We start from the raw sequence: 19,379 nt of genomic DNA on the forward strand, positions 1-19,379 counted from the left end.
GAGGATGGCCTCGGTGGTGACGACCGGGATCTCCTCGATCCCGACGGGGGTCTCCACGTGCACGACGCCGGCGGCGCGCCCGGCCTCGCCCTCGCCGAGCGGGTCGAGCTCCGCGATCCGCGTCGCGGTCTCGCCGGGCAGCAGCACCGCGCTCGCGGCGCCGGCGGTGATGAGCGGCACCTGCGCGCCGTCGATGGTCACGGCGGTGCCGATCCGCTCGCCCGCCTCGACGAGATCGACGGTCTGCGGGGCCGCGTCGAGGGCGGTGAGCGCGGCGACGCTCGACGCCACGCGATCCTCCTCACTCGGGCGCCCCAGCACGACCGAGAGCTTCACGATGCCGCGATCCGAGGCGGTGCCCGCCTGCGCGGCGGCGAGGTTGTAGCCGGCCGCGCTGGTGCGGCCGGTCTTCGCCCCGAGCACGTCGGGCAGCACGCCGAACAGCGGGTTGGTGCTCTCGACGAGCCCGATGCCCCACGGCAGCTCCGCCCGGGGGAGCCGGGTGATCTCGGCGATCGCGGGCTGCTGCAGGGCGAGGCGGGTGATGCGCAGCACGTCCGAGGGGGTGGCGGCGTTGCGCTCGTCCATGCCCGTCGGCTCGGCGAGCACGAGGGAGTCGAGGCCGTTGCGCGTCTTCCAGTCCTCGACGGCTGCGACGAAGCCGTCGTTGTCGCCGAAGATCGAGTAGGCGTAGGCGGCGGCGAAGTCGTTGGCGGAGGGGACGAGGGCGAGCGTCAGCATCTGGCGGGTGGTGACCTCCGTGCCGACGGGGATCGGGAACGCGACGCCCTGCTGCGCGAGGTACGCGTCGCTGCGGGCCCGATCCTCGGCGCTCCAGACGTGCACCGGGCCGTCCTCGCCGCCCTCCAGGGGTTGCTGCTCGAGGCCCACGAGCACCGTCACGAGCTTCGAGATGCTCGCGATGGGGTGCGCCTGCCGGGTGTTGGTCCAGACCTCGTCGTCGTGCAGCCAGCCGACGGCGGTGGGCAGCGCCTCGGCGTCGACCGCGGCCTGCGGCACGGCGGGGTCGGCCTCGAAGGTCTGCTGCGGCTCCGCGTCCGCCTCGATGACCGGCGCGGGGAGGGGCGTCAGCGCGGCGGCCGCGGTGTACCCGCCCGCGAGGAGGATCACGAGCGCGGTCAGCGTCGTGGTGAGCCGGCGGGCCCGGCGCCGGGACATGCGGCGGCGCGGGTGCGGGTCGGCCGGGCTGCTCACGGATCCAGCCTAGCCGTCGCTGGCGCGCGCCGAATCGGGAGCGGAGTCGCAATCGGCTGCTTCGCGGGGCGCGGAAGCGGCCATTGCGACTCCGGGTCTCGGGGGCTGCGGCTGTGGACCCGCGGCGGCCAGGCTGCTGCAGCCGCCCGACTCACCGGCCGGCCAGGCGCTCCGTGAGCCGGTGCGCGTGCTCGAGCAGCAGCCGGCCGAGCTCGGGCCGGCGCTCCGGCGCGAAGCGCGGCTCGATGCCGGTGAGGCTCAGCGCCCACGCCGGCTGACCCGAGGGGCCGAAGACGGCCGCGCCCATGCCCCAGCTGCCCTCCACGATGAGACCCGGGTTGACCGCGTATCCCGTTCGGCGGGTCTCGGCGATGCGCTCGCGCACGGCGGCATCCGAGTGCGTCTCGCCGAAGTCCCGCTCGAGTCCGGCCCCGGCGAGGTAGCGGTCCACAGCGTCGGCCGGCAGGAACGAGAGGATCGCGAGCCCCGCCGAGGCCACGCCGAGGGGGAAGCGCTTGCCCTCGTAGAGCACGAACGACCTGATCGGGAAGCTGCCCTCCGACCGCAGCAGGCAGACCGTCTCCTCGCCGCGCCGCACCGAGAAGAAGGCGCTCTCGCCGGTCGCGGCGGCCAGCGCGTCGACGTGCTCCCCGGCGACCTCGGTGACGTCGTAGCGGTCTGCGGCGACCGCCCCCAGGAGGTAGAGCTCGGGACCGAGCAGCCATCGGCCGCTCCGCTGATCCCGGTCGACGAACCCCTCCGCCGCGAGCGCCGTGAGCAGGCGGTGCGCGGTGGGCCGCTCGACGTGGGCGGCGCGCGCGATCGCGCTGGTGCCGGCCCCCTCGGGCATGGTGGTGCTGACCGCGCGCAGCACCGCGGCGATCCGGCCGACCACCTGAGCGCCGGGCGTCGTGTGCTGCATGTCCATAATGTGAACATTACCTTCTCGGGCGATCGTGATGCGAGCAATTCGCGGGATTGATCCCCGTCGATGTTGTCTGAGAAACAGGGGAAGTCTTACGCTCTGACATCAGCGGCGAGGTTGGCCGCATCGTGGACGAATGGGAGGCGATGATGGCGTCGAAGACCTGCGACAGCGCGGCAGCGGCGCTCGCCGGCGTCGTGCGGGACGGCATGACGGTCGCGGTGGGCGGGTTCGGGCTGTGCGGGATCCCCCACAATCTGATCGTCGCTCTGCGCGAGAGCGGCGCGAAGGATCTCACGATCGTCTCCAACAACATGGGCGTCGACGGGAAGGGGCTCGGGCTGCTGCTCGAGAACCGGCAGGTGCGCCGGGTGCTCGGCTCGTACGTGGGCGAGAACAGGCTGTTCGCGCAGCAGTACCTGAGCGGCGAGCTGGAGGTCGAGTTCGTGCCGCAGGGCACGCTCGCCGAGCGCCTGCGCGCCGGCGGCGCCGGCATCCCCGCCTTCTACACCCCGACCGGCGTGGGCACCCCCGTCGCGGAGGGTAAGCCCGAGGCCGAGTTCGACGGCAAGCGGGTGATCCTCGAGCGCGGCATCGTCGCCGACCTGGCGCTCGTGCGCGCCCACACGGGCGACGCCGAGGGCAATCTGCGCTACCGGCTCACGGCCCGCAACTTCAACCCGCTGGTGGCGATGTCGGGGCGGGTCACGCTCGCCGAGATCGAGCACTTGAGCGACGAGTACCTCGATCCCGAGCGCATCGACACCCCTGGGGTGTTCGTGCAGCGGATCGTGCGCGTCGAGGACCCGGTCAAGGACATCGAGCAACGCACGGTTCGCTCGAGGCCGGACGCGGAGCGTTCGGCTGCGAGCCGTGGCGCCGCCACTGCGGCGGTTCGTGCGAGGGAGGCGGCATAGCCATGTGGACACGTGATGAGATGGCGGCGATCGCCGCCGCGGAACTCGAGGACGGGCAGTATGTGAACCTGGGGATCGGGATCCCGACCCTCGTCGCCAATCACCTGCCCGAGGGGGTGCACGTGATGCTGCAGAGCGAGAACGGGATCCTCGGCATGGGTCAGTTCCCGTACGAGGGCGAGGAGGATCCCGACCTCATCAACGCCGGCAAGCAGACGGTCACGCTGGTGCCGGGCGCCTCGATCTTCGACTCGGCGACCTCGTTCGGCATGATCCGCGGCGGGCACGTGCAGACGGCGGTGCTGGGCGCGCTGCAGGTCGCGGGCAACGGCGACCTCGCGAACTGGACGATCCCGGGCAAGCTCGTGAAGGGCATGGGCGGGGCGATGGATCTGGTGGCGGGCACCCCGCGGGTGATCGTCATCACCGACCACGTCGCGAAGGACGGCGCTCCGAAGATCGTGGCCGAGTGCGATCTGCCGCTCACCGGCGTCGGCGTCGTGGACCGCATCATCTCCGATCGGGCGGTCTTCGACGTGGTCGACGGCGCACTGGTGCTGCGGAGGATCGCGCCGGGCCACGACGAGGCCGAGATCCGCGCCTGCACCGGCGCCGATTTCACCGTCGAGCTCGAACCGGAGGAGGCGCAGCGGTGACCGCCCCGTCCGCGCGCGGAACGACCGCGAGGGATCGGGCCGCACGGACCGGACTGCACAGTCCGGCCGCCCGCGGGTGTGCCAGGGCAACGGTTGCCCTCCCCGCAGATTCCGGCAAGATGCATGAGTAGGAAGAGCGGCGCCTCGCGGCTCCGCACCCACAGCCCCCGAGGAGGCCGCACATGACCGCACTGATCGCGGGTTACGCCCGCACCCCGTTCACCCGCTTCACCGGTCAGCTCGCCGCGCAGCCCGCCACGGCGCTCGGTGCGCACGCGATCGCCGCGGCGCTGCAGCGCGCCGGCGTGGCGCCGGACCAGGTCGACACCGTGATCGGCGGCCAGGTGCTGCAGGCCGGCGCGGGGCAGAATCCCGCGCGGCAGGCCGCGGTGGGGGCGGGGATCCCGCTGACCGTGCCCGCGATGACGCTCAACGCGGTGTGCCTCTCGGGCACCGAGGCCGTGTCGCAGGCCGCGCGCCTCATCAACGCCGGCGAGGCCGACGTGGTCGTCGCGGTGGGCCAGGAGTCGATGTCGCTCGCACCCCACGTGCTCCCGCTGCGCGCCGGCACGAAGTACGGATCGGCGCAGCTGGTCGACACCGTCGATCACGACGGGCTCACCGACGCCTTCGACCGCACCGCGATGGGCGCGCTCACCGAGGAGGGCAATGCGCCGCTCGGTCTGAGCCGCGAGGAGCAGGACGCCTTCGCCGTGCAGTCGCACCAGCGGGCGGCCGCCTCGGCCGATTTCCTCGCCGGCGAGATCGCGCCGTTCACCGTGTCCTCGCGCCGCGGCGACACCGTGGTCGACGCCGACGACGGCGTCCGCCCCGAGACCACCGCCGAGACGCTCGGGGGCCTGCGCCCGGCGTTCACGAAGGACGGCACGATCACCGCGGGCAACGCCTCGCAGATCACCGACGGCGCCGCGGCGCTCGTGCTGGTCTCCGATGCCGCCGCGTCTCGGCTCGGGCTCCAGCCCATCGCCCGGGTCGAGGCGACGGCCCTCGTCGCCGGCCCCGACACGCACCTGCACTCCCAGCCGGCCCGCGCCATCGCCGCGGCGCTCGCGAAGGTGCCGGACGCCTCCGCGGCCGACCTCGCCGCAGTCGAGATCAACGAGGCCTTCGCCGCCGTCGGCGTGCAGTCGGCCCGCGAGCTCGGCCTCGATCCGGCGATCGTCAACCCGCACGGCGGCGCGATCGCGCTCGGCCACCCGATCGGCGCCTCCGGGGCGCGCATCGTGGGCACGCTGGCGCGGCAGCTCGCCGAGCTCGGCGAGGGATCGCTCGGCGCCGTCGGCATCTGCGGCGGCGGCGGCCAGGGCAGCGCCGTGGTGCTCCGGGCACTGTAGCCGGGGCCGCGAGGTCGCTACACTCGTCTGCTATGGAGCAGCAACCAGCCGCGATCGGGATCGACGTCGGCGGCACCGGCATCAAGGGCGCCGCGATCGATCCGGAGACGGGCGAGAAGCTCACCTCGCGGCACAAGGTGCCGACGCCCCCGGGCGGGCACCCGGACGGGATCGCCCGCGAGGTCGGCGCTATGGTCGCCGCGATCCGCGAGGAGCTCGCGGGTCTCGGCTTCGAGGCCGTGGAGCAGGCCCCCGTCGGCGTGACCCTGCCCGGGGTGATCCGCGAGGGTGTGATGCGCACCGCCGCGAACGTCGACCCGAGCTGGATCGGCACCGACGCACGGGCGCTGCTGTCGGCCGCCGTCGGCGCGCCGTGCACGGTGGTGAACGATGCGGACGCCGCCGGGATCGCGGAGACGGCGTTCGGCGAGGTGCGCGGGCTGCCCGGGGTGACCCTGGTGCTGACCTTCGGCACCGGGATCGGCTCGGCGCTCATCAGCGACGGCGTGCTCGTGCCGAACTTCGAGCTCGGGCACCTCGAGCTCGACGGGCACATCCCCGTCGAGCGCCACGCCTCGGCCAAGGTGATCGAGCGCGAGGGAATCTCGCTCGAGGAGTGGGCGGCCCGGGCGGCGCGCTACCTGCGCCACCTCGAGCAGGTGATGAACCCGGACCGCTTCGTGCTGGGCGGCAGCATCAGCAAGGCGTCTGACCGGTATCTGCCGTTCCCCGGCGTCGCGGCCCCGGTGGCCCCCGCGAGCTTCCGGAACAACGCCGGGATCATCGGCGCGGCGCGCCTGGCCTCGCAGGCGTAGGCAGCGCGAGATACCGGTCCTGCTGCGCGAGTGCAGCGAATCATGCAGGAGAAACGCGCCAGCGTTTCCCGGACTCGCTGCCGGAGCTCCGCTCCGGAGTCGCAGTATCCATGGTGGACCGGTGGATCCTGCGACTCCGGGCTCCGCCCTCCGCGCAGGATGAGGGGAGGTCGGGCCCCCTCCTCCGCCGATTGAGCGAAGCGGAGCCGAGTCGAAATCCGACCCGCGATCACAGCGCCGTCTCGTACGGCCATCCCGTGTAGGCCTCGGCGAGGTATCGCCGCCCCGCCTCGGACTCGACCACCGAGCGCAGCTCGCCGAGCTGCCGCAGCCGGTCGAAGTCGCTCGCCTCGGGCGAGAGGTGCAGCATGCTCGTCATCCACCACGAGAAGTGCTGCGCCTTCCAGATGCGCTTCGAGGCGGCGGCGGCGTACGCCGCGATCCCGCGCTCGCCGCCGCGCAGCAGCAGCTCCTGCAGCGCCTCGTTCAGCAGGATGACGTCGCCGATCGCGAGGTTCATTCCCTTGGCGCCGGTCGGCGGCACGGTGTGCGCGGCGTCGCCGACGAGGGCGGCCCGTCCGTGCCGCAGCTCGTGCGACACGAAGCTGCGGAAGCGCAGCACGTCGCGCTGGAAGATCCGCCCCTCCCGCAGCTCGGTGCCCGGCGTGCGGGCCTGCAGGGTGTCCCAGATCTCGGCCTCGCTCATCGCGTCCGGGTCGGCCCCGGGGTCGCACTGGAAGTACATGCGCTGCACGGTCGGCGAGCGCTGGCTGATGAGCGCGAAGCCGTGGGGCGAGTTGCTGTAGATGAGCTCCTCGGAGCTGGGCGGCGCCTCGCACAGGATCCCGAACCAGGCGAAGGGGTACTCGCGGAAGTAGCCGCCCTCGCGCGAGGGCCCGGTGACGGCGGGGCGCACCACGCTGCGCGAGCCGTCGGCGCCGACCAGGAACTCGGCCTCGATCTCGAACGGCCGACCCTCGGCGTCACTGCCGATGACGCGCGGACGCTCGCTCTCGACCCCCTCGACCCGATCGACGGTGGCGCCGAATCGCAGGTCCTGCCCGGCTTCCAGGCGGGCGGCGATGAGATCGATCAGCACCTCGTGCTGGGGGTAGAGCCAGACGCTGCGCCCGGTGAGGCCGGGGAAGTCGACGCGGTGCCGCTCCTGGGCGCCGTCGGGTCCCGAGAAGTGCAGCTCGATGCCGTCGTGCCGGTGGCCGACCGTGTGCACGCGGCTCGTCGTGCCGATCGAGGCGAGCAGATCGACGGCGCCCTGCTCCAGGATGCCGGCGCGGATGGTGCCCTCGATCTCCTCGCGGCTGCGCCGGTCGAGCACGATGCTCTCGATGCCGGCCTGCTCGAGCAGGTGGGAGAGGACGAGGCCCGCGGGCCCGGTCCCGACGATGGCGACGCGGGTGCGCTCTGCGGTCATGGTGTCTCCTTCGACGTCGTCTGCGATGCGCGCTCCGGCCGGTGGCCGGTCGGGCCGCGCGGAGCCGCTGTCGACAGTGTGCGGGATCGAGGGGCGATCCTCCCGTAGATTCCCGTTGAATGGGATTATGGCGCGGGTGTTCTCCCGCCGTTCGAGCGGTCGGAGCGAGTCGAACCCGGCCGCCTGCCCTTCGCGCGTCAGTAGTTGAGGCCTCCCGTGAGTTTTGGTGACAACTACTGACGCGCGAAGGGGAGGGGAAGGGGGGAAGGCGGGGGTGTGGGTCTTACGGCCGGTTCGCGCGCAGCTCGGCCTCGATCTTCCTCGCCGCCTCGCGCAGAGCGCGCACCGCGGGTTCCGGGGGCGCCTCGCGCGGCAGCACCGCCGAGAGTGCGGCGATCACGGAGCCGGCGTCGCGGATCGGCACCGCGACGCCGGTCGACACGGCCTCGATCGAGCCCGGTGCCGCTACGAAACCCGCGCGGCGGATCTCGGCGAGCGCTCGCCGCAGGCGCGCGGGATCGGTGATCGTGCCGGGGCCGACGGCGCGCAGCGGCTCCGCGAGCACCCGCTCCCGGAGTGCGGGGTCGGCGTGGGCGAGCAGCACGAGGCCCGAGGAGGAGGCGTGCAGGGGGAGCCTGCCCGCCACCCGGGTGATGTTCGCCCCGGCGTCGGCGTGCGAGAGGCGCTCGAGGAAGAGCGCCTCCTCCCGCTCGAGCACGGCGAGCTGGGTGTGCTGGCGGATCTCCGCCTGCACCGCCTCCATGTGGGGCAGGGCGGCCTGGCGCAGCCGGAGCGCGGTCGAGCCGCGGAGTGCGAGTTCCCAGAGCCGCATGCCGAGGCGCACCCGGTGCTCGTCGTCGCGCTCGAGAAGGCCGGCCGACACCAGCTCTTCGATGAGCCGGTGCGCCGTCGACCCGGGCAGCCCGGCCCGCCGGCCGACCTCGCTCGCGGTCTGCACGGTGCGATCCGCGGAGAAGGTGTCGAGGATCCGCACGACGCGGGTGATCATCGAGTCCCCGCTGCGCGAATTCGCCATGCCGACAGCATGCCACGGATGCGCAGCGCGAGCGGGAGATGCGTCGCATCATGGCGGAGCGCGATGCGGAGATCCTGCGGCGCGAGGGCGCCGCCGACGACCTCGACGGGCTCGTGGACTGGACCTTCTCCAACGTCGTCGCCATCGAGGACTGACGTGCGCGAGATCTGCCTGGCCCGGCTCGACAAGACGCGACCGGCGGTGGTGCTGACGCGCGAGCGCGCGCGTTCGGCCATGAGCAAGGTGACGGTCGCGCCGATCACTTCGACGGTGAAGGGACTGAGCAGCGAGGTGCCGGTGGGGCCGCAGAACGGACTCGATCGCGCCGGCGCCATCGCGATGGACAACATCGTCACCGTTCCGGTCAGTGCGCTCGGTCGCACCGTGGGCTTCCTCTCGCAGGCGCAGGAGCATCAGCTGGCCAGGGCGCTCGTGCTCGCCTTCGACCTCGACCTGCCGCTCCTCGACCGCGGGTAGGGGCGGACCCGGCGTTCCTCGGCCGCGGGTCCGCCGGTGCGCTATCGTTTCCACTGAGCGGAAGAACCGCTCGCTTTCCGCGCACGAGGGGGTGTGTGATCGAGCCATGCTGCCGAAGCTCGCGCCGAACGACAACCACTACGGTGAGCCGGTGGGCGACGCCATTCCCGCCCGCGTCGCCGGGGTGATCGGCCTCGACGCCGAGCACCGTGAGATCTGGGAGCTCGCCCGCCCGCACCTCCGGGTGCGGGACAACGACGCGCACACGCTCTACGCCTACGGTCTGGCCCGCGCGCTGTGCGCGGCCGAGCCCGAGGCCGATCCGGCCGTGGTGCTGCCCGCGATCCTGCTGCACGACACCGGATGGTCGTGCGTGCCGGAGGAGCTCGTACTGCGCGCGATCAGCCCGCGCGGCGGCGATCCCGAGCTCGTGCGGTGGCACGAGCGGGAGGGGACGCGGATCGCGATCGAGATCCTCACCGCCCTCTCCGCGCCGCCCGGGATCGCGGCCGAGGTCGCCGACATCGTCTCCCAGCACGACAGCGTGCGGGAGGCCCGGTCGCTGAACGACGCGCTCGTGAAGGACGCCGACAAGCTGTGGCGGGTGAGCCCGCACGGGATCGACACGGTGATGGACTGGTTCGGTCTCGACCGCGAGGAGGCGAACCGCCTCTGCTCCTGGCGCGTGCACGACCATCTGCACACGGACGCCGCGCGGCAGATGGCCCGCGGGCTCTCTGCGCTCGCCTCGATCGACGCGCTCCCCGAGCGGGTGGCGCTGGGGTGAGGGGCCGTGCGCAGTAGCGATGCGGGGCGCACGGTCGCGTCCCGCATCCTCGCGGTGCTCGAGGTCTTCGAGGAGCACGGCCCGCTGCTCTCGCTCTCCGAGATCGCCGAGCACGCCGGCCTTCCCGTCTCGACGGCGCACCGCATCGTCGCGGAGCTGCACGAGTGGGGCGCGCTCGCGCGCGACTCCCAGGGACGGTACCAGGTGGGCCTGCGGCTCTGGGAGCTCGCGCAGAACGCGAGCCGTCGGCTCAGGGACACGGCGAGGCCCTTCCTGCAGGATCTCTTCTCGCTCACGGGCGAGACCGCGCACCTGGCCGTGCGCGAGGGCAACGAGGCGCTGTACGTCGATCGGGTCTACGGGTCGAAACGGGTGCCCCGGGCGTCGCGGATCGGCGGCCGGCTGCCGCTGCACGCGACCGCCGTCGGCAAGGTGCTGCTCGCGGGCGAGGAGTCGTGGTTCCGGGAGGCCTACCTCGCGGGCAAGCTGCGCTCCCTGACGCCCTACACCCACACCGACCCGGCCGAACTCGCCGACGAGCTCGCGGAGATCGCGCAGCGGGGATACGCGGTGACGGGGGAGGAGGCGCGCGCCGGCGCGTGCTCGATCGCGGTGCCGGTGGCGATCGACCGGGGCTCGGGGCCACGCGCCGCCGGGGCCGCGATCGGCCTCGTCGCCTTCGCCTCGCAGTTCCCCACCCTCACCCGCCACCTGCCGGCGCTGCAGGGGATCGCACGCCGGATCGAGGCCGCGAGCCAGCACCGGCCGGCCCCGCCGCGCTGAGACGCGGGGGCGTCCGCCGCGGCTCGGCGACTCGCCCCGAGGAACTCGTTTCCACTGGCCGGAAAGCGCCCGGAGCTTCGCGAGGAATCCCGCCCATACTTTCGACAGGCCCAGCATTCAACGGAGAAATCGTGAAGGAGTCGGCAATGACCGCACCGGAGAGCACAGCCGGCGGCTGCCCCGTCGCGCACGGGCACCACGGCTACGAGCCGTTCGCGCAGAAGAACCCCTTCCCCGCCTACGCCGAGCTGCGGCGCGAGGAGCCGGTGATGTTCGACGAGCGCGTCGGGTACTGGGTCGTCACCCGCTACGACGACGTGAAGGCCGTCTTCGACGACTGGGAGACCTTCTCGAGCGAGAACGCCCAGGCGCCGGTGCGTCAGCGCGGCGCGGAGGCCAAGCGCATCATGGAGGAGGGCGGCTTCACCGCTTACTCCGGCCTCTCGGCGCGCCGCCCGCCCGAGCACACCCGCATCCGCAGGGTGGCGCAGAAGGCCTTCACGCCGCGCCGCTACCGCGCCCTCGAGCCGTCGATCCGCGCTCACGTCGTGCGCCGGATCGAGGCGATGCTCGCCCGCCCCGAGGCGACGGGCGACTTCTTCGCCGACCTCGCCTACGACGTGCCGACGGTCACGATCCTCACCCTCATCGGCGCCGACACCGACCAGGTCGATCTGTTCAAGGCCTGGAGCGACTCCCGCGCCGCGATGACCTGGGGCGACCTCAGCGACGAGGAGCAGATCCCGCACGCGCACAACCTCGTCGACTACTGGCAGGAGTGCCTGCGGCTGGTGCGGGACGCGCACGAGCACGATCGCGATACGCTCGTGGGCGACCTGGTGCGCGCCCAGCGGGAGGGTGATGAGATCAGCGACCACGAGATCGCCTCGGTGGTCTACAGCCTGCTCTTCGCCGGTCACGAGACCACCACGACCCTCATCTCCAACGCGATGCGGGTGCTGCTCGCGCACCCGGAGCAGTGGGCCGAGGCGGTCGCCGATCCGCAGCGGATCGGCCCCGCGATCGACGAGGTGCTGCGCTACAGCGGCTCCATCGTCGCGTGGCGCCGCAAGGCGCTGCAGGACGCGGAGGTCGGCGGGGTCGCGATCCCGGCCGGCGCCGAGCTGCTGCTCGTGATGGGATCCGCGAACCGCGACGAGAGCCGCTTCGAGGACGGCGAGGTGTTCGACAGCACCCGGCCCAACGCGCGCGAGCATCTGAGCTTCGGCTTCGGCATCCACTACTGCCTCGGCAACATGCTCGCGAAGCTGCAGACGAAGATCGCCCTCGAGGAGATCGCGCGGCTGATGCCCGATGTGCGCCTGCAGGACGGCGCCGACATCGACTTCCGCGAGAATCTCTCCTTCCGCGTGCCGCTCGAGGTGCCCGTGACCTGGAAGGGGGCCGCAGCATGACCGCGCAGAGCCGGCCTCTGATCCAGTTCTTCGACGAGGGACTGCCCGCCGACCACGACCTGCTCGGCGGGAAGTGCGCCTCGCTCGCGACGATGACCGCGGCGGGCATGCCGGTGCCGCCCGGCTTCGCGGTGACGACCGCGACCTACGACGAGTTCGTCGCGGACTCGGGGCTCGCCGCGAAGATCGCCGAGGCGCTCGCCGCGCTCGACCCCGACGACGTGATGGACGTGGACCGGGTCTCGCAGCGGATCCGCGACGCCATCTGCCGGGTCGAGGTCTCCGCACGACTGCGGGACTCCTTCGACGAGGCGTGGCACCGGCTGCAGAGCCGCTTCGCCGAGCCGGTGCCGGTCGCCGTGCGCTCATCGGCCACCGCCGAGGATCTCCCCGACGCGAGCTTCGCGGGCCAGCAGGACACCTATCTCTGGCTCACGGAGACGAGTGAGGTGCGCGAGCACATCCGCAAGTGCTGGGCATCGCTCTACACGAGCCGCGCGATCATCTACCGGCTCAAGAACGGCATCCCCGAGGAGGGGCTGTCGATGGCGGTGGCGGTGCAGAAGATGGTCTCCGCGAAGACCGCCGGTGTCGCCATGACGCTCAACCCGAGCACCGGCGACCGCTCCAAGATCGTCATCGACGCGTCGTGGGGGATCGGCGAATCGGTGGTCTCGGGCCACGTGACCCCCGACAACATCATGCTCGACAAGGTGCTGCTCTCGGTGGTGAGCGAGCACATCGGCGACAAGCACATCGAGCTCGTACCCGACGCGGCGCAGCGGGGCCTCGTCGAACGCGAGGTCGAGTCCGCACGCCGAACCATTCGCTGCCTGGACGACGCGCAGCTGCTCGCCGTCGCCGAGCTCGCGAAGCGCGCCGAACGCCACTACGGCACGCCGCAGGACGTCGAGTGGGCGATCGACCGCGACCTCCCCGACGGCGAGAACCTGCTGCTGCTCCAGGCGCGCCCCGAGACCGTGCACTCCTCGAAGCCGCAGGAGCCGGGGCCGGCCACCGCGGCCACGGGGGTGTCGAGCCTCACCTCCATGCTCACGGGCTCGATCAAGCTTCCCTGAGACCACCAGACACGAGAACAGGAACACGACAATGACGTTAGATTCCAGCGCAACCGCCCTGAAGTCCTTCCCGAGCGCCGCGGACATCCCCGTGCCGGCGGGCGCCGAGGACTGGGAGTCGCTCTACCCCTACTACCTGCCCTTCCGCGAGGGCGACGGCTCGGAGAACAAGTTCTGGTTCTGCGACAGCCAGCACTGGCCCACGGTCTTCAAGCCCTTCGAGACGATCGGCGGCGAGTTCGCGGTGAAGTGCCTCGGGCAGTACAACACCCGGCACCTGCTCATCCCGCCGGCCAACGGCATCGAGTTCAAGATCCACCTCGGCTATCTCTACATGAGCCCCATCGCGGTCGCCCCCGAGGACATCCCGGCCCGCGTGCCGGAGTTCGAGCGCCGCGTCGGCCACTACTTCGGCAACTGGGAGCGCCTGCTCGACGACTGGAAGGAGAAGGTGCGCGGCACCATCGCCGAGATGGAGGAGCTGCGCTTCGAGCCGCTGCCCGAGATGGTGCCCTTCGAGGACATCGAGAGCGGCAAGGCCAAGGACGGCTCCGAGGTGCTCATGGAGAACTACGACCGGTTGATCCAGCTCGCCTACCAGAACTGGCAGTACCACTTCGAGTTCCTCAACCTCGGGTACCTCGCCTACCTCGACTTCTTCACCTTCGCGAAGGAGCGGTTCCCGGGCATCCCCGATCAGGCGATCGCGAAGATGGTGCAGGGCGTCGACATGGAGCTGTTCCGGCCCGACGACGAGCTCAAGGAGCTGGCCGTGCTGGCGGTCGAGCTCGGGCTGCAGTCCGCCTTCGCGAACACCGACGACGTTGCGGGCACCCTCGCCGAGATCGGGCGGCGCGACGGCGGCGAGCTGTGGCTCTCGCGCTACAGCGATGCGCAGGATCCGTGGTTCAACTTCACCGTCGGCAACGGCTTCTACGGGCACGACAAGTACTGGAACGAGCACCAGGAGATCCCCCTCGGCTACATCAAGGACTACATCCGCCGGGTCGACGCCGGTCAGACGATCCTGCGCCCCAAGGACGAGCTGATCGCCGAGCGCGACCGTATCGTGAGCGAGTACCGGAGCCTGCTCGAGGGCAACGACCTGGCCGCCTTCAACGCGAAGCTCGGGCTCGCGGCCACGGCCTACCCCTACGTCGAGAACCACAACTTCTACATCGAGCACTGGACGATGGGGGTGTTCTGGCGCAAGGTGCGGGAGCTCGGCCGGGTGTTCGCGGCCGCCGGCTTCTGGGCCGATGAGAGCGACATCCTCTATCTCACCCGCGGCGAAGTGCGCGACGCGCTCTTCGACTACGTCACGGGCTGGGCGGTCGGCAGCGACGCGGTCGGGCCCCGGTACTGGCCCGCCGAGATCGAGCGGCGCGCGCGGATCGTCGCGGCCCTGCAGACGCAGCGCCCGCAGCCCGCGTTGAACACGCCTCCCGCGGAGATCACCGAGCCCTTCACGCAGATGCTCTGGGGCATCACCACCGAGCAGGTGCAGCAGTGGCTCAGCGACGACGAGGGCGACGACGGCACCATCACGGGCATGGCCGCCTCGCCCGGCGCGGTCGAGGGCCGCGCGCGCGTCGTGTACCACGCCGACGAGCTCGGGCAGGTGCAGGACGGGGAGATCCTCGTCGCCACGATCACCGCTCCCTCCTGGGGCCCGGTGTTCGGCAAGATCAAGGCCACCGTAACCGACATCGGCGGCATGATGAGCCACGCCGCGATCGTGTGCCGGGAGTACGGCCTTCCCGCCGTCACCGGCACGGGCAACGCCTCGACCACGATCTCGACCGGGCAGCTGATCCGCGTCGACGGCAACACCGGCCGCGTCGAGATCCTGGAGGGCTGATCCCGTGACGCACGATCCCGCTCCCCCGGCAGAGCCCGCCGTCGTCCTGGTGACGGGCGCCGGCGGCGGTCTCGGCCGCGCCTTCGCCCTCGGCTTCGCCGACCGCGGCTACGCCGTGGCGGTGGCCGACATCGACGCCGACGGCGCGGCCGAGACGGCCCGCCTCGTCGAGGAGTGCGGCTCCCGCGCCTGGCACGGCCGCCTCGATGTCACCTCCGTGACGTCCACGGAGGAGGTCGCAGCGGCGGTCGCCGAGCTCGGAGGGGGCCGGATCCGCGCCCTGGTGAACAACGCCGGCCTCTACGCGGGCATAACCCGAGCACCGATCGAGGAGCTCGACCCCGACGAGTGGGACCGCGTCATGGCGGTCAACGCGAAGGGGCCGTGGCTCATGACCCGGGCCGCGTCGCCGTACCTGGGTGAGGGGTCCCGCGTCGTCAACATCGCGTCGGCGACCGTCTACTCGGGCTCGGAGCACTGGGCGCACTACGTCTCGTCGAAGGGGGCGGTCATCGGCCTCACCCGCGTGATGGCGAAGGAGCTCGGCCGCCGCGGGATCGCCGTCAACGCGATCGCCCCCGGCTTCACGCTCACGGAGGCGAGCTACGGCCTCATCGAGGGCGCCGAGCACTACGGCGTCGAGCGCGGCGCTCTGCGGCGCGCCTCGCAGCCCGAGGACATCGTGGGTGCGGCCCTCTTCCTCGCCGGCCCCGACGCCGCCTTCGTGAGCGGGCAGACGCTCGTGGTCGACGGCGGCCGCCAGTTCATCTAGCCGCAGCACCGCAATACGCACCAGGAAAGGAGAAGCCAGTGTCGAAGATCATCTTCACGAGCTCCGAAGGCGTCGTCACCGAGGTCGACGCCACCCCCGGCGACTCGGTCATGGAGACCGCGGTGCGCAACGGGGTGCCCGGCATCGTCGCCGAGTGCGGCGGATCGCTGTCGTGCGCCACGTGCCACGTCTTCGTCGACGAGGCCGATCTCTCCGAGCTCCCGGCGATGGAGGAGATGGAGGACGAGATGCTGTGGGGCACCGCCGTGGACCGCCGCGAGAACTCCCGCCTCAGCTGCCAGCTGCGCGTCTGCGAGGGCGCCGAACTGCACGTCGCGACCCCTGAGACGCAGGTCTGATCATGGCCGGCCTCCTCATCATCGGCTCCTCCCAGGCCGGCGTGCAGCTCGCGGTGTCGCTCCGGGCCCTCGGCTACGAACCGGCCATCACGCTGCTGGGCGACGAGGATCACCGCCCCTACCAGCGCCCGGCGCTGTCCAAGGAGTTCCTGCAGGACAGGATCACGAAGGAGTCGCTGATCTATCGCAGCCAGGACTACTGGGACGAGCACGGGATCGCGGTCGTCAAGGGCGAGTGGATCGCCGAGGTCGAGACCGCGGCCGACGGCTCGGGCGTCGCCCGCTCGGCGACCGGCCGCGAGTTCGCCTTCGACCGTCTGGCGCTCACGGTCGGCGCCCGGGCGCGGCGCCTCTCCATCCCCGGATCCGATCTCGACGGCGTGCTCTACCTCCGCACCGCCGACGACGCGCTCGACCTCAAGGCGCGCGCGCCCGAGGTCGAGAACGTCGTCGTCATCGGCGGCGGCTTCATCGGCATCGAGGCCGCCGCGAGCCTGCACGCCATGGGCAAGCGGGTCACGATCCTCGAGTTCGGCCCGCGCCTCGTGGGCCGCGCCGTGGGCGAGCAGACCTCCGAGTTCCTCCGAGCGCACCACGTCGCGCAGGGCATCGACGTGCGGCTCGCCGCAGCAGCCGACCGGATCGTCGGCGAGGATCGGGGTGACGGCGTCGCGCGCGTCACCGGCGTGGTCGTGGGGGAGGAGGTCATCCCCGCCGACATCGTGCTCGTGGGCATCGGCGTGATCCCCAACACCGCACTCGCCGAGCAGCTCGAACTCCAGGTCGACAACGGCATCGTCGTGGACCGCTACGCGACGGCCTCCGACGGCGTCACGCTCGCCATCGGAGACTGCTCGAACCTGCCGAATCCGATCCCGAACTCGCCGGCCGGCGAGCGGGTGCGCTTCGAGAGCGTCAACCACGCGATCGAGCAGGCGAAGGTCGCGGCGTACGCCCTCACGGGACGGCAGGAGGAGTACGGCGGGATCCCCTGGTTCTGGTCGAACCAGGGCGAGCTCAAGCTGCAGATCGCCGGCCTGTCGTCGGGCTACGACCGCGTGGTCGACCGCAGTCCCGGGGAACCGGGCAAGCTCTCCGTGCTGTACTACCGCGGGGAGCAGCTGATCGCCGCCGACTGCGTCAACGCGCCGCTCGACTTCATGATGGTGCGGCAGGCCCTGAACCGCGGTGTGAACCTGCCCGCCGAGGCGGTCGGCGACCCCGCGGTGCCCCTGAAGTCCGTGCTGGCAGCCGCCGAAGCCCTCACTCCAGCATCCGCCATCGACACCACCGGGAAGTGATGACCGTGCCGACCCACCCCATCCCCGCCGCCACGCCCATCGGGGCCACCGGGCCCATCGACACCTCGCCGATCCAGCTCACCCCCGCCGCGGGCGCCGACCTCGATCCGATCTGGGCCGCGGTGGTGCCGGAGACGCGGGCGCGCTCCAACGACATCCACCTGCCGATCTCGCTCGCCTACGCCGAGCGCCTCATCGCCGCGCATCCGGAGGCCGATGCCGAGCTCGTGCGGGTGACGATCCTGCTGCACGACACGGGGTGGGGGCGCGTCGACGAGTCGCGCATCATCTCCGAGGGCTTCGGCGGCGACTGGCGCAAAGCCGACATCCGCTTCCAGCACGAGCAGCAGGGCTGCGAGATCGCCCGCGAGGTGCTGCCCGGTCTCGGCTACGACGGCGGCTTCGTGGAGGCCGTCTGCGCGATCATCGACGGCCACGACACGCGCCCCGAGGCTCGCTCGCTCGAGGACGCGCTCGTGCGCGACGCCGACCGGCTGTGGCGCTTCGATCACGCGGGGATCGCACTCGCCTCGGGCTGGTTCGGCCTCGACCCGGCGGCCTACTCCGACCGGCTCCGGGCCGAGATCATCCCCGAACTGCTGAGCGAGGCCGCGATCGCGATGGCGAACGCCGACCTCGACCGCTCGCAGGCGCTGCTGAAGACCGGGGTGCTGCGATGAGCGGGACCGAAGCCGCGCCACGCTGGACCCACGTCGACGACCACTTCATCGACGGCGCGTGGGTCGCGGCCCACGGCGCCGAGCGGATCGAGGTCGTCGACCCCGCCACCGGCGAGGTGTGGGCGAGCGTGCCCGCGGGCGACCAGCACGACGTCGACGCCGCGATGGCTGCCGCCCGCCGCGCCTTCGACGAGGGGCCGTGGCCGCGCATGACGCCGCACGAGCGCGCCGACGTGCTGCTGCGCTTCGCGGACGAGGTCGAGACGCGCGCCGACGGGCTCTCCCTCACGAACACGCTGGAGAACGGTTCGCCGGTCGCCGAGACGAGCGGCGCCGCCGCGAACGCCGCGGGGATCCTGCGCTACTTCGCGTCGCTCGCCGGCCACCTCGAGCGCGAGGACGTGCGGCCCTTCCCCCACGGCGGCGGGCGCAGCGTGGTGCGGCGCGACCCGCTCGGCGTGTGCGCGCTCATCGCGCCCTGGAACTTCCCGATCAACCTCGTCGTGATCAAGCTCGCGCCGGCCCTCCTCGCCGGCAACGCGGTCGTCATCAAGCCGGCCTCGCCCACGCCGCTCTCGATCCGCTACATCGTCGAGGCCGCCGCTGCGGCCGGCGTTCCGGCCGGGGTGATCAACCTCGTCACCGGGCCCGGCCGGATGGGCGACGCCATGGTGCGGCATCCGCACGTCGACAAGGTCGCGTTCACCGGCTCGACCGAGGTGGGGCGCCGCATCGCCGCCGCGTGCGGCGAGCTGCTGCGGCCCGTCACGCTGGAGCTCGGCGGCAAGTCGGCGGCGATCCTGCTCGACGACGTCGACCTCGACGCCTTCGCCGGAGTCTTCGTGCGCTCCTGCATGCGCAACACCGGCCAGACCTGCTACATCTCGACCCGGATCCTCGCCCCGCGCTCGCGCTACGAGGAGATCGTGGCGCGCATCGGCGGCATCGTCTCCGCCGCGCCGCAGGGCGATCCCCTGGATCCCGCGACTGTCTTCGGCCCCGTCGCGAACCGGCCGCAGTACGAGTCGGTGCTCGACCACCTCGCCTCCGCCCGCGCCGAGGGGGCCCGCTTCGTGACGGGCGGGGATCCCGTGCCGGGCCCCGGCCTCTTCATCGCCCCGGCCGTGCTCGCCGACGTCGCGCCCGGGATGCGGGTGGCCCGCGAGGAGATCTTCGGGCCGGTCGTCACGATCCAGCCCTACGAGACCGTGGAGGAGGCGGTCGAGATCGCCAACAGCACCCCGTTCGGCCTGGGCGGCATCGTGTTCTCGGCCGACGAGGCGCGCGCCTTCGCCGTCGCGGAGCGGGTCGACAGCGGCTCGGTGGGCGTGAACTTCTTCGCGTCGAACCACGCCGCGCCCTTCGGCGGACGGCATGACTCGGGCCTCGGCGTCGAGTACGGGGTAGAGGGACTCGAGCAGTACGTCGCCTTCAAGTCGATCCACCGCCGGTAGGCGCCCCGTCGCGCTGCACGGCCGGGATCGGGTTCGTGCGCCCGGGGCCGGGTCCATGCG

At 72.1% G+C, this 19,379-nt stretch carries 19 protein-coding genes; 15 read left to right on the plus strand and 4 right to left on the minus strand.

The genetic code is table 11. The features are described 5' to 3' along the window. Nucleotides 1-1,215, minus strand: a 1,215-nt coding sequence (locus ACWKZU_RS12945) for a D-alanyl-D-alanine carboxypeptidase family protein (protein WP_449282741.1), incomplete at its 3' end; no start/stop codon positions are given. 151 nt (nucleotides 1,216-1,366) lie between these two features. Continuing rightward, nucleotides 1,367-2,137: an IclR family transcriptional regulator gene (locus ACWKZU_RS12950; protein WP_449282742.1), complete on the minus strand. Its 771-nt coding sequence runs from the start codon at nucleotides 2,135-2,137 to the stop codon at nucleotides 1,367-1,369. 152 nt (nucleotides 2,138-2,289) lie between these two features. Between ACWKZU_RS12950 and ACWKZU_RS12955 the strand changes: the two genes are divergently transcribed. From ACWKZU_RS12955 to ppgK, 4 genes are all read left to right on the plus strand, one after another. Further along, nucleotides 2,290-3,057 (plus strand): CoA transferase subunit A, encoded by a 768-nt coding sequence (locus ACWKZU_RS12955; RefSeq protein WP_449282828.1) that lies wholly within the window; start codon nucleotides 2,290-2,292, stop codon nucleotides 3,055-3,057. A 2-nt stretch (nucleotides 3,058-3,059) separates the two neighbouring features. Then, a complete protein-coding gene (locus tag ACWKZU_RS12960) occupies nucleotides 3,060-3,713 on the plus strand; it encodes a CoA transferase subunit B (protein ID WP_449282743.1) in 654 nt (217 codons plus the stop codon). 182 nt (nucleotides 3,714-3,895) lie between these two features. Next, complete coding sequence (locus ACWKZU_RS12965; RefSeq protein ID WP_449282744.1) at nucleotides 3,896-5,068, plus strand: acetyl-CoA C-acyltransferase; 1,173 nt, start codon at nucleotides 3,896-3,898, stop codon at nucleotides 5,066-5,068. A 32-nt stretch (nucleotides 5,069-5,100) separates the two neighbouring features. Next, entirely contained in the window at nucleotides 5,101-5,883 is a 783-nt protein-coding gene (ppgK, locus tag ACWKZU_RS12970) for a polyphosphate--glucose phosphotransferase (protein ID WP_449282745.1), read from the plus strand. Between the two features lie 229 nt (nucleotides 5,884-6,112). On the opposite strand, the gene ACWKZU_RS12975 is transcribed toward ppgK, so the two are convergent. Both ACWKZU_RS12975 and ACWKZU_RS12980 read right to left on the minus strand, forming a co-directional pair. Further along, complete coding sequence (locus ACWKZU_RS12975; protein WP_449282746.1) at nucleotides 6,113-7,315, minus strand: 4-hydroxybenzoate 3-monooxygenase; 1,203 nt, start codon at nucleotides 7,313-7,315, stop codon at nucleotides 6,113-6,115. A 283-nt stretch (nucleotides 7,316-7,598) separates the two neighbouring features. Then, nucleotides 7,599-8,351 (minus strand): IclR family transcriptional regulator, encoded by a 753-nt coding sequence (locus ACWKZU_RS12980; RefSeq protein ID WP_449282747.1) that lies wholly within the window; start codon nucleotides 8,349-8,351, stop codon nucleotides 7,599-7,601. A gap of 156 nt (nucleotides 8,352-8,507) precedes the next feature. On the opposite strand from ACWKZU_RS12980, the gene ACWKZU_RS12985 reads away from it, so the two are divergent. From ACWKZU_RS12985 to ACWKZU_RS13035, 11 genes are all read left to right on the plus strand, one after another. Further along, entirely contained in the window at nucleotides 8,508-8,828 is a 321-nt protein-coding gene (locus ACWKZU_RS12985) for a type II toxin-antitoxin system PemK/MazF family toxin (protein ID WP_449282748.1), read from the plus strand. A gap of 106 nt (nucleotides 8,829-8,934) precedes the next feature. Continuing rightward, nucleotides 8,935-9,615: an HD domain-containing protein gene (locus ACWKZU_RS12990; RefSeq protein ID WP_449282749.1), complete on the plus strand. Its 681-nt coding sequence runs from the start codon at nucleotides 8,935-8,937 to the stop codon at nucleotides 9,613-9,615. 6 nt (nucleotides 9,616-9,621) lie between these two features. Beyond that, a complete protein-coding gene (locus ACWKZU_RS12995; protein WP_449282750.1) occupies nucleotides 9,622-10,398 on the plus strand; it encodes an IclR family transcriptional regulator in 777 nt (258 codons plus the stop codon). A 146-nt stretch (nucleotides 10,399-10,544) separates the two neighbouring features. Continuing rightward, entirely contained in the window at nucleotides 10,545-11,813 is a 1,269-nt protein-coding gene (locus tag ACWKZU_RS13000) for a cytochrome P450 (RefSeq protein WP_449282751.1), read from the plus strand. Beyond that, nucleotides 11,810-12,892 (plus strand): PEP/pyruvate-binding domain-containing protein, encoded by a 1,083-nt coding sequence (locus tag ACWKZU_RS13005; protein WP_449282752.1) that lies wholly within the window; start codon nucleotides 11,810-11,812, stop codon nucleotides 12,890-12,892. The genes ACWKZU_RS13000 and ACWKZU_RS13005 overlap by 4 nt, the downstream gene beginning before the upstream one ends. Before the next feature lie 31 nt (nucleotides 12,893-12,923). Next, nucleotides 12,924-14,753 (plus strand): PEP-utilizing enzyme, encoded by a 1,830-nt coding sequence (locus tag ACWKZU_RS13010; RefSeq protein WP_449282753.1) that lies wholly within the window; start codon nucleotides 12,924-12,926, stop codon nucleotides 14,751-14,753. 4 nt (nucleotides 14,754-14,757) lie between these two features. Further along, a complete protein-coding gene (locus ACWKZU_RS13015; protein ID WP_449282754.1) occupies nucleotides 14,758-15,525 on the plus strand; it encodes an SDR family NAD(P)-dependent oxidoreductase in 768 nt (255 codons plus the stop codon). Nucleotides 15,526-15,563: 38 nt separating this feature from the next. Then, nucleotides 15,564-15,884 (plus strand): 2Fe-2S iron-sulfur cluster-binding protein, encoded by a 321-nt coding sequence (locus tag ACWKZU_RS13020; RefSeq protein ID WP_449282755.1) that lies wholly within the window; start codon nucleotides 15,564-15,566, stop codon nucleotides 15,882-15,884. 2 nt (nucleotides 15,885-15,886) lie between these two features. Beyond that, on the plus strand, nucleotides 15,887-17,185 hold the full coding sequence (locus ACWKZU_RS13025) for an NAD(P)/FAD-dependent oxidoreductase (RefSeq protein WP_449282756.1): 1,299 nt from the start codon (nucleotides 15,887-15,889) through the stop codon (nucleotides 17,183-17,185). Beyond that, nucleotides 17,185-17,865, plus strand: coding sequence for an HD domain-containing protein (locus tag ACWKZU_RS13030; protein WP_449282757.1), 681 nt, complete (start codon nucleotides 17,185-17,187; stop codon nucleotides 17,863-17,865). Before ACWKZU_RS13025 ends, ACWKZU_RS13030 begins: the two co-directional genes overlap by 1 nt. Then, complete coding sequence (locus ACWKZU_RS13035) at nucleotides 17,862-19,319, plus strand: aldehyde dehydrogenase family protein (RefSeq protein WP_449282758.1); 1,458 nt, start codon at nucleotides 17,862-17,864, stop codon at nucleotides 19,317-19,319. Before ACWKZU_RS13030 ends, ACWKZU_RS13035 begins: the two co-directional genes overlap by 4 nt. Nucleotides 19,320-19,379: the final 60 nt, after the last annotated feature.

Source organism: Leucobacter sp., assembly GCF_053528595.1.